Source organism: Corallococcus aberystwythensis, assembly GCF_003612165.1.
GTDB lineage: Bacteria > Myxococcota > Myxococcia > Myxococcales > Myxococcaceae > Corallococcus > Corallococcus aberystwythensis.
On sequence record NZ_RAWK01000067.1, the window covers coordinates 19,060 to 37,358 of the forward strand.

Below are 18,299 nucleotides of genomic sequence, written 5' to 3' on the forward strand. Positions count from 1 at the left end.
CTGGGATCCAGCCTCGGCGATGTGTTGTTGCGGTGCGGCCGTCTGAGCGACACCCGGTCTGGTACCGCCAGCGTCCACGGAGGCACTGCCCGGGCCGCGAGGCTCCACCCAGCAGCGCTTGCGCAGGAACGCGTACGTCGGCAGGTGCACGCGGCGGCGCTGCTCGTGGGCGTAGAACGCGGTCCAGTCCACCTCCAGGCCCTGCATCCACAGCTCACCCACGCACTGCGACAGCCCCGACTGTTCCGTCGTCGCACCGCCCCGGCGCAGCGAAGCGAGCGCCTTCACGCGCTCCTTGTCCTCGCCCAGGCACGCGCGCATCAGCGGGGTGAGGTCCTGGCCGGGCCCCACCTCCAGCAGCACGCTGCACCCCTCTTCCAGCAGGGCCCCCACCGCGCCGGTGAAGCGCACGGGCTGCCGCATCTGCGTGGCCCAGTAGCTCGGAGCGCCCAGCTCCCCCGGACGCGCCAGCGCCCCCGTGAGGCTGGAGACGTAGCGCACGGAAGGCTCGTTCAGTTGGAGCGAAGCCACCCCACGCGCCAGCTCCTCCATCAACGGCTCCACGTCCGCCGAGTGGAACGCATGACCGGACGGCATGCGCACCGCGCCCGCCTTGCGCTGCTGCAACAGCGCCTGGAAGCGCTCCACCTCGTCCACGGGTCCGGAGACGACACACCGGTCCGGCGCGTTGATCGCCGCGATCGTCAGACGGCCGGAGAGCAGGGGCTGGACCTCCGCCACCGGCAGCGCCACGCCGAGCATCGCGCCCGGAGGCAGCCGATGCATCAGCTCCCCCCGGATCACGGCCAGCCGCAGCGCATCCGGCAGCGAGAGGACACCCGCGACACAGGCGGCGGCGTACTCGCCGAAGCTGTGCCCCAGGACGGCGTGCGGAACGATGCCCCACGCCTGCCACAGCCGGGCCAGCGCCACCTGCACCGTGAACAGGGCGGGCAGTGCGACGCGCGTGTCGGAGAGCGCGGCGGAGGCCTCCGCCTCCTGGCCGGGGCCCGGACGCAGCAGCGCTTCCACCCGCGCACGCAGCGGCGCGTCCAGCAGCGCGAGGCACGCATCGACCTGCGCGCGGAACGCCGGCACGGACGCGTACAGCTCCCGTCCCATCCCCACCTGCTGCGAGCCCTGCCCGGAGAAGACGAAGGCCACCCGCTTCCGGCGAGCCCCCTCCACGTCCTTCAGCCGCGCGGGCGTGGCCTGTTTGCGAAGCTGCTTCGCCAGGTCCGCCGCGTCCTTCGCGACCACCGTGCGCCGGTACTCGAAGGCGCGGCGTCCCACGGCCTGCGTGTACGCCGCGTCCGCGAACCCACCGCCATCCTCCGCCGCGACCTCCACGGAGAACCGGGCGGACAACGCCTCCAGGGACTCCGGTGAACGCGCCGACAACACCCGCAGCGCCAGCTGCTTCGCCGCCGCCTCCAGTTCCTCCGGTGAACGCGCCGACAGCACCTGATCCGCCAGCTTCAGGGCCGCTGCCTCCAGCGCTTCCGGAGACCGGTCCGCCAGCACGTGCTCCGCCAGCGCCAGGGCTCCCGCCTCCAGCGCCTCCGGCGAGCGCGCCGACAGCACGAACAGCTGATGCGAGCGCGACGAGGGACCACTCCGGACGACCGGGGCCTCCTCCAGCACCGCGTGCGCATTGGTCCCGCCCACGCCAAAGGAGCTCACCGCCGCGCGCCGGGGTGTCTTCCCCCGAGGCCAGGGCCGCAGCCGCGTGTTGACGAAGAACGGCCCCGCGTCGAAGTCGATCCGCGGGTTCGGCGCCTCGAAGTGGAGGCTGGGGGGAATCTCCTCTTCGCGCAGCGACAGCGCGGCCTTGATGAGCCCCGCGAGCCCCGCCACCGTGTCCAGGTGGCCCACGTTCGTCTTGAGCGAGGCCAGCGGGATGGTGCCCCGGTGCTCGGGCCCCAGGCCGTACGCGCGTTGGAGCGCCGCGACCTCGATGGGGTCACCCAGGGGCGTCGCCGTCCCGTGCGCCTCCACGTAGCCGATGTCCCGGGCCTCCACGCCCGAGCGCCGCAGCGCCTGGGTGATGACGGCCGACTGCCCCTGCACGCTGGGCGCGGTGAAGCCGGACTTGTCGCGCCCGTCGTTGTTGACGGCGGTGGCCCGGATGACGGCGTGGATGGGGTCGCCGTCGCGGACCGCATCCTCCAGCCGCTTGAGCACCACCGCGGCCACGCCGCTGCCGGAGACGGTGCCCTGGCCCTTCGCATCGAAGGCACGGCAGTGGCCGTCCGGGGAGTAGATCATCCCCTCCTGGTGCACGTAGCCCGTGCGCTGCGGCACCGACAGCCGCGTCGCCCCCGCGAGCGCCACGTCCGACAGCCCGGACAACAGGTTCTGACACGCGACGTGCACCGCCACGAGCCCCGTGGAGCACGCCGTGTACACGAGCATGCTCTCGCCGGTGAGCCCCAGCTTGTAGGACACCTTCGTCGGCAGGCTCTGGTAGGTCGCGGTGCCAAACAGCTCGAAGAACGCCGCCGAGTCCAACGGCAGGTGCCGCTGCACCTCTTGCGCGTAGCCGGACTCGTTCGCTCCCGCGAAGAGGGAGATGACGCCCGGGAAGCGCGCGGGTTCGATGCCTGCGTCCTCCAGCGCCGCCCACGCGCACTGGAGGAACATCCGCTGCTGCGGGTCGGTCCACTGCGCCTCACGCAGCGACATGTCGAAGAACGCGGGATCGAACTGGTCGATGTCCGCGAGCACGCCCTGGGCGGGCACGAAGCCGGGGTGCTGTGACAGCTCCACGCCCGGTGGCAGGCCGGGCATCTGTTCCAGTTCCTCGGGCTTGAAGCGGGAGATGGACTCCACGCCTTCGCGCAGGTTGCGCCAGAACTCGTCCACCGACGCCGCGCCGGGGAAGCGCCCGGACATGCCGATGATGGCGATGGCGTTCGACGGCAGCGCCGCCGTCTCTTCAGTCGCGGGTGACATGGGTTCAGGGGCCGCGTGCGCTACGGGGGCCGGCGGAGACGCGGGGGCAGGACTCGCGGGATGTCCTTCGCGCACCAGCCGCCGTGCCAGTCCGTGGACCGTCGGATGCTCGAACAGCCAGACCACGGGCACCTCGCGCTGAAGCGCCTCGTGCAACCGGCTGGCGACACGGACCACGGTGAGCGACGTGCCGCCCAGGTCCTCGAAGAAGTGGTCGTGAACGCCCACGCTCCGGGCGCCCAGCTCCCGGGCCCAGATGGCGGCGAGCTGTTCCTCCAGCGGATCCGCGGGCTCCACGAACCGGCCCTTGCGAGCACTGGCCGCGACGTCCGGCGCGGGCAACGCCTGGCGATCCAGCTTGCCGGTGGCCGTGAGGGGCAGGACGGGCAGGGGGACGAACGCGGCCGGGACCATGTACTCGGGCAGCCGTTGCCGGAGGTGTTCACGCAGCGCGGGGACATCCAGCACACCGGCCACCACGTAGGCCACCAGCCGCTTGTCGCCGGGCACGTCCTCGCGAACCAGCACGGCCGCGTCGGTGAGGGCGGGCCAGTCCCGGAGGGCGGCTTCGACCTCGGACAGCTCGATGCGGTAGCCGCGCACCTTCACCTGGCTGTCGATGCGGCCCAGGAACTCCAGGCTCCCGTCCGCGCGCCAGCGCACGCGGTCTCCCGTGCGGTACACGCGCTCTCCGGGCGTGGTGGCGAAGGGGTGGGGGATGAAGCGCTCGGCGGTGAGCTCCGGGCGGGAGAGGTAGCCCCGCGCGAGCCCGTCCCCGCCGATGAGCAGCTCCCCCGGCACACCCACGGGCACCGGCCGCAGCGAGCCATCCACCACGAACGTCCGCGTGTTCGGCAGGGGCGGCCCGATGGGAATGGCCTCGCCCGGGACGTCCTCGGGCCGGTCCATGCGGAAGCAGCAGGTGAAGACGGTGGCCTCGGTGGGGCCGTAGCCGTTGACCACCGGGAGGCCCAGCGTCTCCACCACGCGGCGCGTGTGCGTGGGGGACAGGATGTCTCCCCCCACGAAGAGCTGCCGCAGTCCGCGCAGCACCTCCACCTTCACGTCCACCACCTGCGCGAACAGGCCCGCGGACAGGTAGAGCGACGTGACGCCGTGACGGCGGATGATCTGTCCCAGCAGCTCCAGGTCGGTGGGCGGCTGCGGCGGGAAGACCACGAGCTTCCCTCCGGACAGGAGCGGACCCCATAGCTCCAGCGTCGACGCGTCGAAGGACAGCGGGGCCATCAGCAGGAACGTCTCATCCGGAGTGAAGCGGGCCCACGTGCCACCGTGCAGCAGCCGCAGCACGCCCCGGTGCTCCACGGCGACGCCCTTGGGGCGGCCGGTGCTGCCGGAGGTGAAGTCCACATACGCGAGGTTCCGCGAGGAGAGCGCCACGTCCGGAGCAGTGGAGGGCTGTCCCTCCAGGCGCGTCTCCTCCACGAAGACGCACGGCACGCCTTCCGCGACCGGCAGCGAGGCCCGCAGCGCGCGGGTGGTGACGAGCAGCCGGGGCGGCGCGTCCTCCAGCATGAGGGCCAGGCGCCGAGCCGGATACGCGGCATCCAGCGGGACGTAGGCCCCGCCCGCCTTGAGGATGGCCAGGAGCGTGACGACGAGCTCCGCGGAGCGCTCCAGACACACCGCCACCAGCGCATCCGGTCCCACGCCCTGCGAGCGCAGCACCCAGGCCAGCGCGTTCGCCCGGGCATCGAGCTGCGAGTACGTCAGCCGGGTGTCACCGGATTCCAGCGCGATGGCCTCCGGACGCCGGGCGGCCTGGAGCGCGAAGCGTTCCACGAGGTTCGACTCACGCGGGTAGTCCACGCCGGTGGTGTTCCACGCCGTGAGCACCTGCTGGCGCTCCTCGGGCGTGAGCCATTCCAGGCGGGACAGGGGCGCGTCCGGAGCGGCGACGACGGCCTCCAGCAACGTCCGCAGGTGCCCGGCCAGCCGCTCCACCGTGGGACGCTCGAAGAGGTCGGTGCTGTATTCGAGGACACCGCGCAGACCGTCCGGCGCCTCATGCAGCAACAGGCCCAGGTCGAAGCGGGCCGTGGCGTTGTCCACTGGCACCGGACGCAGCGTGAGCCCCGGCGCCTTCAGCTCCCCGGTGGGCGCGTTCTGGAGCGCGAACACCGCCTGCACCAGCGGGTTGCGGCTCAGGTCGCGAGCCACCTGGAGCTCCTCCACCAGCTTCTCGAACGGAAGGTCCTGGTGCTCGAAGGCGGCGAGCGCCGTGGCCCGGGCTTGAGCCAGCAACGTCCGGAACGAATCCTCCGGACGCACGCGCCCGCGAAGCACCAGCGTGTTCACGAAGAAGCCGACCAGCCCCTCCAGCTCCGAGTGGTCGCGGCCCGCGATGGGCGAGCCCACCAGCAGCTCCTCCTGCCGCGAGTACCTCGACAGCAGCGCCTGCCACACCGCGAGCAGCGCCATGTACGGCGTCGCGCCCTCCGAGCGGCCCAGCGCCACCAGCCGCTCCACCGCGTCCGCCGGGAGGCGCACGGGAAGCAGTGCCCCCTTCGTGGACTGGAGCGCCGGACGCGCCTTGTCCGTGGGCAGCTCCAGCACCTGGGGCGCCCCGGAGAGGTGCTGCTTCCACCACGCCACCTCCCGCGCCAGCACGTCCCCCTGGAGCCAGGAGCGCTGCCACACGGCGAAGTCCGCGGGCTGCACGGGCAGCGCCGGCAGCACGGGCGTGCGGTTGGAGGCGAAGGCCTCGTAGCCCTCGGCGACTTCGCGGATCAGCACGCCCAGCGACCAGCCATCGGAGACGATGTGGTGCATGCACAGGAGCAACAGGTGCTCCCGGGCCTCCAGGCGAAGCAGCCGTGTGCGAATGACGGGTCCCCGGCTCAGATCGAACGGGAGCGCGGCCTCCTCCACGGAGCGCCGTTGAGCCTCGTCCTCGCGGGACTCAGGGGGAATGCTCATCAGGTCGGTGACCGGCAGCCCCCACGTCTCCGCCGCGTGCACCTGCTGGACGGGCTGTCCGCCCTTCATCGCGAAGGTGGTGCGCAGGGCTTCGTGGCGCTGGACGACAAGCTCCAGGGCTCGGCGCAGCGCCTCCACGTCCAGTGCACCGTCCAGCCGCAGCGCGGTGGCGATGTTGTAGTGGCTGCCACCCGGGCGGAGCTGCTCCACCACCCACAGCCGCTGCTGCGCGAAGGAAAGCGGCAGATCCCGGTCCCGCGACGTGGCGACGAGCGCCGGAATGCGTGGCCCCGCGACGCGCGCGAGGAGCTGCGCCTCCACCCGCTCCGTGAGCCGGGCGACGGTGGGCGCATCGAAGAGGGCGCGCAGTGGCAGCTCCACGCCGAACGTCGACCGCAGCCGGGAGACGAGCTGCGTGGCCAGCAGTGAATGCCCGCCGATGACGAAGAAGTCATCGTGCAGCCCCACCGAGTCCAGGCGGAGCAGCTCCTGGAACAGCGTGGCGATGCGATGCTGGAAGAGGGTCATCCGCTCTGGAGCCACGGGCCCGCCAGCGACCGAGCGCGCATCCGGAGAGGGCAGGGCCTTGCGGTCCACCTTGCCCACGGGCGTGAGCGGCAGTGCGTCCAGCGGCACGAACGCGGAGGGCACCAGCGGCGCGGGCAGCCGTTCGGAGACGAAGGCGCGCAGCACCGCTGGCTCCACCGGAGTGCCCGGCACGAACCACGCCACGAGGCGCTCCTCGAGCACCCCCGCCACCGCGGCCTTCACGAACGGGTGCTGGCGGAGGACGGCCTCCACCTCGCTCAGTTCGATGCGGAAGCCGCGCAGCTTCACCTGCGTGTCCATGCGGCCCAGGAAGTCCAACGTGCCGTCCGGCAGCCAGCGCACGCGGTCGCCCGTGCGGTACAGCCGCGCACCGGGCTCGTCGCTGAATGGGGAGGGCACGAAGCGCTCCGCCGTCAGCGCGGGGCGGCCCAGGTAGCCCCGCGCCAGTCCGTCGCCGCCCAGGTACAGCTCGCCCGGGACCCCCTCGGGTACGGGCTGCCCGTGCGTATCCAGCACGTACGTCTGGACGCGCGTCATCGGCCGGCCGATGGGCACCGACGTCGCGTGCGCCGGCAGCTCCACGATGTCGTGCGTGGTGACGCCCACGGTCGTCTCCGTGGGGCCATACAGGTTCACCAGCCGGCCCGGAGGCCCCGCGCGCAGCACCGCGCGGGCAGCGTCCGCGTTCGCGGCCTCACCGGCGTAGAGGACCGTCCGCATCGTGGCGAATGCGTCCGGCACTTCGCGAGCCACCGTGTGGAACAGCGCCGTGGCGAACAGGGCCGTGGTGGCGCCTACCTCGCGCAGCGTGCGCGCCAGCTCCGCCGGAGCCAGCGTCACTTCACGCGGCAGGATGACGAGCCGGGCGCCGTTGAGCAGCGCGCCCCAGACCTCGAAGGTGGCCAGGTCGAACGAAGGGGTCCCCGCCTGCACCACGCAGTCATCCGGTCCCAACTGGACGTAGTTCGTGTCCCGCACCAGGTGCACGATGGAGTGGTGCGTGATGCCCACGCCCTTGGGCGTGCCGGTGGAGCCCGACGTGTAGAGCACGTAGGCCAGTTGATTCGGCCTCACGGCGACGTCTTCGTCATCGAGCGCCGGCTCATGACCGGCCCCGTCCGCATCCGGCTCCAGGCACACCGTGGGCAGGGAATGCGCGGGCAGGGCGTCCAGCAGATCCCGCTGCGCCACCACCGCGGAGATGCCAGCGTCCTCGAACATGAACGCGAGGCGCGAGCGCGGATAGGCGGAATCCATGGGCACGTAGCACCCGCCCGCTTCCAGGATGCCGAGCATCCCCACCACCAGCTCCAGCCCTCGCTCCACGCACAGCGCGACCCGGGCTTCAGGCGGGAGTCCGGAGGCCCGCAGGCGCCGGGCCAGCCGCCGCGCCCGTGCCGCCAGCGCCGCGTAGGTGAGCACCTGGCCTTCGTGCTGGACGGCCACCGCGTCGGGAGCGCGAAGGACCTGGGCCGCGAACAACTCCGGAACCGTGTGGGGCCCGAGCGGACGGTGCGTGGCGTTCCAGTCCACGAGCACGCGCTGGCGTTCCGCGCCACCAAGCAACGAATGCTCACGCACCGGCGAATCGGGACGGGCCGTGAGCGCGCCGAGCAACACGTCGAAGTGCGCCATCATCCGGCTGGCGGTGGCGGGGTCGAAGAGGTCGGTGCTGAAGTTCAGGTCGCCGCTGAACGTGCCGTCCCGTTCCTGGAGGCTGAAGTCCAGGTCGAACTTCGCGGTGGTGCTCTCCCCGCCGCGAAGCTCCAGGCGGAGGCCGGGAAGGTCCAGCGCGCCCACGGGAGCGTTCTGGAACGTGAACGCCACCTGGAACAGCGGAGACCGGCTCAGGTCCCGCGTGCCCTGCATGGCCTCCACCAGCTTCTCGAACGGCAGGTCCTGGTGCGCGTACGCCGCGAGCGTCGTCGCCTTCACCTGGGCCAGCAGCGTCCGGAACGAAGCGCGCGGGTCGATGCGCGCCCGCAGCACCAGCGTGTTGACGAAGAAGCCGATGAGCCCCTCCGTCTCCGCGCGGTTGCGGTTGGCGATGGCGGACCCCACGAGCACGTCGTCCTGGCCCGAGTAGCGCGACAGCAACAGCTGGAAGCCCGCGAGCAGCACCATGAACGGCGTGGCGCCTTCCCGGGCCGCCAGCGCCTTCACCGCTTCGGACACGGTGGAGGACAGCGCCACCGGCAGTGATGTCCCCCGGAACGACTGCGCGACGGGACGCGGCCGGTCGGTGGGAAGCTCCAGCGTGGTGGGGGCGCCCTCCAGTTGCTGCCTCCACCACTCCAGCTCCGCCTGGAGCACGCCCCCTTGCATCCAGGAGCGCTGCCACAGCGCGAAGTCCGCGTACTGGAGGGGCAGGGGAGGCAGCGCCGGAGGCTGGCCGGAAGCGAAGGCCCGGTAGAGCGCGCCCAGCTCGCGCGCGAAGACGCCGATGGACCAACCGTCGGAGACGATGTGGTGCAGCGTGAGGAGCAACCAGTGACGCCGCGGTTCCAGCCGCAGCAGCACCGCACGCACGAGGGGCCCCGAGCCCAGGTTGAACGGCCGGGCGGCCTCGGAGGCGGCGTGACGGTGTGCTTCGGCGTCGCGGTGGTCCTCGGGGGTGGCCTCCAGTGAGACGACGGACAGCGTGAGCGTCCCTTCGGACTGGAGCCGCTGGACGGGAGTGTCGCCTTCGGACGCGAACGTGGTGCGCAGGACCTCATGCCGTCGCACCAGGGCCTGGAGGGACCGCTCCAGCGCGGAGGCCTCCAGCTCGCCGTCGAGCACGAGGATGCCGGGCACGTTGTAGAAGGCGCTGCCGGGCTGGAGTTGATCCAGGAACCACAACCGCTGCTGCGCGTACGACAGCGGCACCGGACCGGAGCGCGGAACAGGTCCGAGCGGAGGCATCCCCGGACGCGAAGCTCCCTGGTCGCGCAGGGCCGCCACGCGGACCGCGAGCCGCTCCACGGTGGGCGCGGCGAAGAGGTCGCCCAGGGGCAGCTCCACGCCTGGCGTCGAGCGCAGGCGTGACACCACCTGCGTGGCCAGCAGGGAATGCCCGCCCAGGTCGAAGAAGTCGTCGTGAATGCCCACGCGCGCCACGTGCAGCACCTCGGCGAAGAGGGCCGCGAGCTGCTCCTCCACCGCGTCGCGAGGGGCGACGTACGTGTCCGCCGAAGCCACGGGGGCCTCGGGGGCGGGAAGGGCGGAGCGGTCCAGCTTGCCGTTGGCGTTGAGGGGCAGGGCGTCCAGCACCACGAAGGCGCTGGGGATCATGTAGTCGGGAAGCCGCTGTTGGAGTCCCGAGCGCAGGGACCTGCCGTCCAACGCCTCACCGGCGACGTAGGCCACCAGCCGCTTGTCTCCGGTGACGTCCTCGCGCACCACGGCCACGGCTTCCTGCACGCCCGGGAGTCCGCGCACGGCGGCTTCGACCTCGCCCGGTTCGATGCGGAAGCCGCGCAGCTTCACCTGGAAGTCGGTGCGCCCCAGGAAGTCCAACGTGCCATCCGCGCGCCAGCGCGTCCGGTCGCCGGTGCGGTAGAGCCGGGCACCCGGTGCCGTGCTGAACGGATGGGGCACGAAGCGCTCGGCGGTGAGGGCGGGTTGGTGGAGGTAGCCCCACGCCAGTCCCTCGCCACCGACGTACAGCTCTCCAGGCATGCCAGGAGGCACAGGCCGCATCGCCGGGTCCAGCACGTAGGCGGTGGAGTGGGGCAGCGGACGACCGATGGGAACAGTTGCGCCCACCGCGTCGCCCGCATGCATCGCGTGCGTGGTGGAGAAGGTGGTGTTCTCCGTGGGTCCGTAGCCGTTGATCAACACCGCGTCCGGGGGCAGCCGCGCCAGGTGTTCCCGCACGCGGGAGGCCGGGAGCACGTCGCCGCCCGCCAGCACCTGCGTCACGGAGGCGAGGGACTCCGGATGGTGCACGGCCATCTGTTCGAAGAGGGCGGCCGTGAGCCACAGCGTGGTGATCCGGTGCTCCGTCAGCACCTCCGCGATGCGCGCGAGGGACAATTCCCCCGGAGGCGCCAGCACGAGCCGGGCCCCATGCAGCAGCGCGCCCCAGATTTCGAGGGTGGACGCATCGAACGCGGCCGGCGCGAGCTGGAGGACGGCCTCGTCCGGACCGAAGCGCATGAAGTTCGTGTCCACCACCAGCCGCAGCACGGCGCGATGCGGAACACACACACCCTTGGGTGTCCCGGTGGAGCCGGAGGTGAAGAGGACGTACGCCAGCCGGTCCCCTGTCGCGAGCGGGTCCGGCAGCGCAGTCTCCGGCCGTGAAGCCAGCCGGGGCGCATCCGCGTCCAGCAGCACCAGGGGCGTCAGCAGCGAGGGCAGCTCATCCGCGAGCGCCTCCCGGGTGATGACCATCGCCGCCCCGGACTGCTCCAGCAGGAGCGACCAGCGCTCGGGCGGAGCATTCAGGTCGATGGGGACGTATGCCGCACCGGCCTTGAGCACCGCCAGCAGTGAGACAATGAGGTCCGGCGAGCGCGGCAGCAGCACCGCGACGCGGCTGCCCTCGGCGATGCCACAGGCGCGCAGGTGGTGCGCGAGTTGGTTCGCCCGCGCATCGAGCCGCGCATAGGTCAGGCTTCCGGCCTCGGACACCAGCGCCACCGCGTCCGGAGCCCGTGCGACCTGTTCCACGAAGCGCTCCGGGATGGACCGGATGGAGAAGTCCCGGACGCTGGAGACGCCGCTCCAGTCCTCCAGCACCTGACGCCGTGCTTCCGTGGACACCAGCGGCAAGCGCACCATCGGGACTTCCAGCTGTCCGGGAAGCGCCTCCAGCAACGTGGCGTAGCCCTGCATCAAGCCCTGGACGAAGGCCGCGTCGAAGAGGTCGGTGTTGTAATGGAGGCTCCCGGTGAAGCCGTCCGGCGACTCCTCCAGGATGAGGCTGAAGTCGTACTTTGACGGCGTGAACGGAGGCGGCAGTTCGCGCAGGGTGAGGTCCGGGAGCCGCCACTCCGCGGTGGGCGCGTTCTGGAGGGTGAGGGTGACCTGGAAGAACGGCGTGTGGCTCGGGTCGCGCTGGGGCTGGAGTTCCTCCACCAGCTTCTCGAATGGCACGTCCTGATGCTCGAAGGCGCCGAGCGTCGTGGCCTTCACCTGGGCCAGCAACGTCCGGAATGAAGTGTGCGGGTCGATGCGCGCGCGAAGCACCAGCGTGTTGACGAAGAAGCCGATGAGCCCCTCCGTCTCCGAACGGGTTCGGCCCGCGACCGGAGCCCCCACGCTGACGTCGTCCTGCCCGGCATACCGCGACAGCAGGAGCTGATACGCGGCCAGCAGGACCATGAAGGGCGTGGCCCCGGTCTGCCTCGCCACGGCATGAACGCCCTCTGTCAGCTTCCGGGGCAGCCGCACCGCGAGCGACTTCCCCGAGAACGTCTGCACCGCCGGACGTGGCCGGTCCGTGGGGAGCATCAGGAGCGGAGGCGCCCCGGAAAGCTGCTCACGCCACCACGCAAGCTGCGCACCGAGCACGTCTCCCTGAAGCCACTGCCGCTGCCACGCGGCGAAGTCCGCGTACTGGATGGCAAGCGACGGCAGCGAGACCGTCTGGCCCGAAGCGAAGCCCTGATAGAGGGCAACCAGCTCGCGCACGAGCACGCCCGTGGACCAGCCGTCCGAGGCGATGTGATGCGTGAGGACGAGCAGCACATGCCGCGTCTCCTCCAACCGCACGAGAACCGCTCGGAAGAGAGGGCCCCGAGCAAGGTCGAAGGGCTGCTGCGCCTGCGCGGCAATGAAGTCCCGCAGCCTGGCTTCGTGTGCGTCGAGAGGACTTGCTCCGGAGGGCATGCGTTCGTTGCTGTCTCGCTGCCCCTCAGTGGGCGCGCTCAAGGGACGAGCATCGGGCTCAAGGGGCCGCGGCGCCTGCGCGGTAACAGAGTCCCGCATCCGCGCTTCGTGCGTGCCAAAAGGCTTGGCGCTCAACGGATGCGCCTCGGGGTCCATGGCTCGAATGCCCGTCCTCTGCGCGGCGCCGATGTCATCCTGAAGGTCGCCTTCACGCATGCTTGGGAGCAGTTCGCTCACGTCCACGAGCTCGAACGGGCACTCCCCATGCTCATGGATGCGCTGCACGGGCCCGTGGGTCCCCGGCGCGAACGTGGTGCGAAGCACCTCATGCCGCTGGACCAGTGCATCCAGCGCCTGCCGCAGCGCGGGGACGTGGAGCACTCCTTCGAGCAGGACGGTCCCAGGCAGGCTGTACGCAATGCCACCGGGCTGGAGTTGCTCCAGGAACCACAGGCGCTGCTGCGCGAAGGACAGCGCCAGGTCTCCCTGTCGGGACACGGGCCGCAGGGCTGGTGCCTGGGGACCCGCGGTCCGGCCTCGCGTCTCATCCAGCGCTGAAGCCAGGGCCGCGAGTGTGGACGCCTTGAAGACCACCCGTAGGGGCAGCTCGACCTGCAACGCCGCCCGGATGCGCGAAAGAAGCTGCGTGGCGAGCAGCGAATGGCCACCCAGCGCGAAGAAGTCGTCATGCACGCCCACGCGCTCCACGCGCAGCAGCTCCGTCCAGAGCACCGCCAGCTGCTCCTCCGTGGGAGTGCGCGGCGCGACGTACTCCGGAGCCACCATCACTGTGATGTCCGGAGCAGGCAGGGCCTTGCGGTCGACCTTGCCGCTAGACGTAAGTGGCAAGGCCTCCAACGTGACGAAGGTCCCGGGCACCATGTACTCGGGAAGCTTCTCCGCGAGGAACGCGCGAAGGGCCTCTGCGCCCGGAGCATCCGCACCGCCGACGAGATACGCCACCAGCCGCGTGTCGCTCGCCGCGGCGCCCGCGAGCGCCACGACGACGGCCTGCCGCACGGCGGGATGCTGCTCCAGCGCGGCTTCAATCTCTCCCAGTTCGATGCGCAGCCCGCGCACCTTCACCTGGAAGTCGATGCGGCCCAGGTACTCGATGGCGCCATCGGGCAGCCACCGGGCGAGGTCCCCCGTGCGGTAGAGCCGGGCTCCCGGCGTGTCGCCATATGCATCCGGAATGAAGCGCTCCGCGGTCAGGTCCGGACGGCCCAGATAGCCGCGGCCCACCTGCACGCCGCCGATGAACAGCTCCCCGGGCACCCCCTGGGGCACCGGCCGCAGTGACGCGTCCAACAGCCGGATCCACGTATTCGCCACCGGCTGCCCGATGGGCACCGAACGCCCCGCCGCTCCGCGTACGCACTCGTGGGCGGTGACCTCCACCGCGGCCTCGGTGGGGCCATAGAGGTTGTGCAGCCGGACGCCGGGCAGCCGCGCCAAGCACCGCTCGGCCAGCTCCAGTGGGAGCGCTTCACCGCTGCACACCACCCGGCGCAGCGACGCGCACCGCTCCAGGCCTGGCTCCTCCAGGAACGCCTGGAGCATGGACGGCACGAAGTGCGTGACGGTGATGCGCTCGCGAGCGATGAGGTCCGCCAGGTAACCCGGCTCCTGGTGTCCCCCGGGCCGGGCCACCACCAGCCGTGCGCCCGTCATCAGCGGCCAGAAGAACTCCCACACGGACACGTCGAAGCTGTACGGCGTCTTCTGCAACACCGCATCGCCTGGAGACAGCGGGTGCGCTCCCTGCATCCACAAGAGCCGGTTGACGATGCCCGCGTGCGCGTTCATCGCGCCCTTCGGCCGCCCCGTGCTGCCCGAGGTGAAGATGACGTAGGCCAGAGCGTCCTCGGAGGCCACCGGAGGAGGCGTCTTGGACGGCCGCCGCGCGACCTCCGCCCACTGGGAGTCCAACCGAAGCACCGGTACGCCATCACCGGCTGGCAACCGCGCCACCAGCCGCTCCTGGACGAGCACCACGGCGGGCCGGGCATCCTCGAACATCCACGCGAGCCGCCGCGCGGGCAGGGACGGATCCAGGGGAACGTAGGCCCCTCCCGCCTTCAACGTCGCGAGCAGTGCCACCACCAGATCCAGCGAACGCTCCAGCATCAACCCGACGCGAACCTCTGGCCCGACCCCCATCGACCGCAGCTGCCACGCCAGTTGGTTGGCCCGTGCATCCAGCTCCGCGTACGTGAGCGCCACATCCTCGAAGGTGACAGCCACCGCGTCCGGCGTGCGCGCCACCTGCGCTTCCACCCATTGATGCAACAGCACTCCGCGAGGAAACGCCTCCCGAGGCCCGTTCCACGCATGGAGCACGCGCCGCCGCTCCGCCGCGTCCAGCAGCGACAGCTCCGACAGGCGTGCGTCCGGCCGGGAGACGGCATCCTCCAGCAGGACCCGCAGGTGTCCCATCAGCCGCGCCATCGTGGCCTCGTCGAAGAGGGCGGTGCGGTACTCGGCGGTGAGGCGCAGGCCGTCCGCCTGCTCGAAGGCGAAGAGGGTGAGGTCGAACTGCGCGAAGCCGCTGTCCACGAGCTGCGCGTCCAGTGACAGCCCCGGCAGCCGCATGGCCGGCAGTGGCGTGTTCTGAAGGACGAACATCACCTGGAAGAACGGCGGCACGTCCAGGTGGCGCGGCGGCTGGAGGACCTCCACCAGCTTCTCGAAGGGCACGTCCTGGTGCGCGAAGGCCTCCACCGTCGTCGCCTGCACGCGGCCGATGAGCGCGCGGAACGACGGGTCTCCCGCGAGCGACGTGCGCAGCGCGAGCGTGTTGACGAACAGCCCGACCAGCGGCTCCAGCTCCGCGCGCGAACGTCCGGCGACGGGTGTGCCAACCGTGAGGTCGCCCTGGCCCGAGTAGCGCAGCAGCAACAACTTGAAGCCCGCGAGCAACACGGTGAAGAGGGTGGTGCCCTCCTGTCCCGCCAGGGATGAGAGCCGCTGGACCAGCGCGTCCGGCAGCATCGCGGCAACGGTCGCGCCCCGGCTGTCCGCCTGTCCGGTGCGAGGCCGGTCCGTGGGCAACGACAGGACCGCCCGCGCATCCAGCCTCGAGCGCCACACGTCGAGCGCCGCCTCCAGCGCCTCGCCCGTCAGGGCCTCGCGCTGCCACACGGAGAAGTCCGCGTACTGCAACGCCAGCGCGGGCAGCTCGGGCGTCCTTCCTGAAGCCAGGGCTCCGTAGAGGACCCCCAGTTCGTGCACCAGCAGGCCCATGGACCAGCCGTCGGACACGGTGTGGTGCAGCGCGAGCAGCAACAGGTGTTCGGCAGGGGAGATGACGAACAGCACGGCGCGCAGCAGCGGCCCCTGCTCCAAATCGAACGGCGTGCGGGCCTCCTCGTGCAGCCGGCGCCAGGCCTCCCCGGCGTCCGTCACCGGCACCACGGGCAGGGGCACGTCCAGCTCGGGCGCGACGCGCTGCCACGGCCGGCCGTCCTGTTCCACGAAGGTGGTGCGCAGCACCGCGTGGCGGCGCACCACTTCATTCAAGCTGCCCGCCAGCGAGGGCACATCGAGCCTGCCCTCCAGGCGCACCGAATAGAGCAGGTTCAACCCGGCCTGCCCTGGCGTCAGCCGCTCCTGGAACCACATGCGCTCCTGGCCGAACGACGCCGGGACCCGTGGCGTGGGACGGCGCTTCTCGCGCAGCAGTTCCGCCAGCCGCGCGCGCTTCTGCTCAGGGGTGGACGCCATGGGCCTGCGACTCCTTGGGAGGGGGGCTCACGAACGCTCGGGAAGACGATGTGACGGGTTCCCGGGCTCGTGAGCGCGCGGGATAGTAGACAGGGCCTCCGACACGGCCGCAGCGATTTGCGCGCGGGGGCCTGGCTGTCAGCCCGCTCGGGAGCGCGGGCGTGCGCACGCTGTGTTCCGTGCGGGAATTCAGCCCTACGCCCGGTGTCTGGTGACATGTCTCAGCGGTGTTTCACCGTGATGGTGAAACGGCCCGCGCCGGACGTTTCCGCTAGACTTCGGGAATGCCTGAACCCCTCCTGATCCGCGAAGCCGTATCCACGGACGCCGCGCGGATCACCGTGCTGCGCGAAGCCTTCGAGGAATACCGGGGTCACCTGGATCCGCCCTCCAGCGCGCACGACAAGACGGAGGCCGTGGTGCGGCGCGAGCTTTCGGACGGCGGTGCTTTCGTCGCGGAAGCGGATGGCACGCTCTTCGGCTGCGTGTTCTTCCATCCGAAGGCGGATCACCTGTACCTGGACCGGCTCGCGGTGTTGCCGTCTCACCGGGGGCGGGGCGTATCGCCGCGCCTCATGGAGGCGGTGGAGTCCCGTGCGCGCGAACTGGGCCAGACGCGAGTGAGGCTGTCGGTGCGGCTCGCGCTCACGTCGCACCATGCGTGGTACGCACGCCAGGGCTACGTCTTCCATTCCCACGGCACGCACGCGGGCTACGCGAAGCCCACGTTCCTGGTGTTGGAGAAGACGCTCTGACGTTCAGTCGCGCGGGAGCAGGGTGATGCGGCGGCCTTCGAGGTCACTCTGGATCGCGGCCCGGATGACGCGCACCGTCTCGCTCGCGCTCAGGGCCGTCACGGGCACCGGCGCACCGTGGAGGATGGCGGCGCCGAGCTGCCGGTAGAACTGGCCATAGTCACCGGGTACGGTGACAACGGTTTCGCCCGAGGCCAGCAACCGGCCATGGCGCTCCGAGGGCTCGCGGCCGAAATCCAGATGGCCGGGACGCAGGCCTGCTTCGAGCTGACCCTCCTGCGGATCCAGTTCGTGCTTCAGGTACGCATCACGGTCGCCCTGCAACACGAAGCGGGGCCAGGGCGCATGCACCACGGAGCCGGAGTGCAGCACCACGCGCAGCGTGCCGTAGCGCAGCACCAGGTGGAACCAGTCCGTGCCCTGCGCGGCTGGCCGCTGCCGGCCCAGATCCGCGGCCACTGACTCCGGCAGACCGAAGAGTTGCACGGCCTGATCGACGAGGTGCGAGCCCAGGTCCCACAGCGTGCCGCCGCCGGGGACGTCCTGCTCCTTCCAGCGCGCCTTCACCTGGGGCCGGAAGCGGTCGAAGTGGCTCTCCACGCTGTAGAGCGTCCCCAGGCGTCCCTGTTCCAGCAACTGGCGCACGGTGAGGAAGTCACCGTCCCAGCGCCGGTTATGGAACACGGTGAGGCACAGGCCGCGCTCCTTCGCGAGCACGTCCAGCCGCAAGGCCTCGTCCGCATCCAGAGCGAAGGGCTTCTCCACCACCACGTGCTTGCCCGCGCGCAGCGCCTGGCCCGCGAGCGATGCGTGCATGTCATTGGGCGTGCACACGACGAGCACATCCAGCGTTGGATCCGCCAGCAGAGACTCCACGGTGCCCGTGCGCACGCCCGGCCAGTCGCGGGCTACGGCGTCCGCACGGCTCGACGCCACAGCGGCCAGGGTGAATGCGGGCTCCGCGGCGATGAGGGGCCCATGGAAGCGCGAGCCGGACAGGCCATATCCGATGAGGCCCACCCGCAACGGAGAGCCAGGGGCGTAAGCGGAGGTCATGGGCCGCAAGCGTAGCGGGAAGTCGCCCAGGTGCGGACAGACGATGGTGCCTGGCCCTGCCGCCTTCCCGACATCGAAACTCCAGGCAAGCCGCCAGCAGTTCGCGAACGAGTCCTGCGACCCGAAGTGCCCCGCGAGGGCGTGCACCTCGTGGGCCACAGTGGTGGGGCGAGAGGGGATGCTTGAACGGGCGCCAAGGCAAGTAGGGGACAGAGGCTCCTGCCGGGAGCGACGTCGCCCAACTGGTCCGACTGTTGGACCAGCGTGCTCCGCGGGGACGCGTGCCTCATGGACCTCTGCGGTGAGTCGAAATGGAGTGCCTGCGCAAACGCCAAGGCGGAACCATTGGCAGGGGCGACTGCCGGGAGCGACGTCGCCCAACTGGTCCGACTGTCGGACCAGTTCGCGCCGCCCGGGCCCCGGGCGCTCTGTCCCAGCAGGCATGCCCCTCGCGTCCATGTCAGACCCATCTGGTTGGATGGGCGAAGCATCGGGCGAGGA

3 protein-coding genes (1 of these 3 running past the window's edge) are annotated in these 18,299 nt (G+C 71.1%); 1 reads left to right on the forward strand and 2 read right to left on the reverse strand.

The features are described 5' to 3' along the window. On the reverse strand, nucleotides 1-15,987 hold the 5' end (the start) of the coding sequence (locus tag D7W81_RS13345) for a non-ribosomal peptide synthase/polyketide synthase (protein ID WP_120555744.1). It extends 16,302 nt beyond the left edge of the window; the window shows 15,987 of its 32,289 coding nt (coding positions 1-15,987); it begins with the start codon at nucleotides 15,985-15,987; its stop codon lies off the left edge, out of view. A 284-nt stretch (nucleotides 15,988-16,271) separates the two neighbouring features. Between D7W81_RS13345 and D7W81_RS13350 the strand changes: the two genes are divergently transcribed. Further along, complete coding sequence (locus D7W81_RS13350; RefSeq protein WP_120555745.1) at nucleotides 16,272-16,742, forward strand: GNAT family N-acetyltransferase; 471 nt, start codon at nucleotides 16,272-16,274, stop codon at nucleotides 16,740-16,742. A 3-nt stretch (nucleotides 16,743-16,745) separates the two neighbouring features. Here D7W81_RS13350 and D7W81_RS13355 read toward each other — a convergent pair whose 3' ends face one another. Continuing rightward, nucleotides 16,746-17,798, reverse strand: coding sequence for an oxidoreductase (locus tag D7W81_RS13355; protein ID WP_120555746.1), 1,053 nt, complete (start codon nucleotides 17,796-17,798; stop codon nucleotides 16,746-16,748). Between the last annotated feature and the right edge of the window lie 501 nt (nucleotides 17,799-18,299).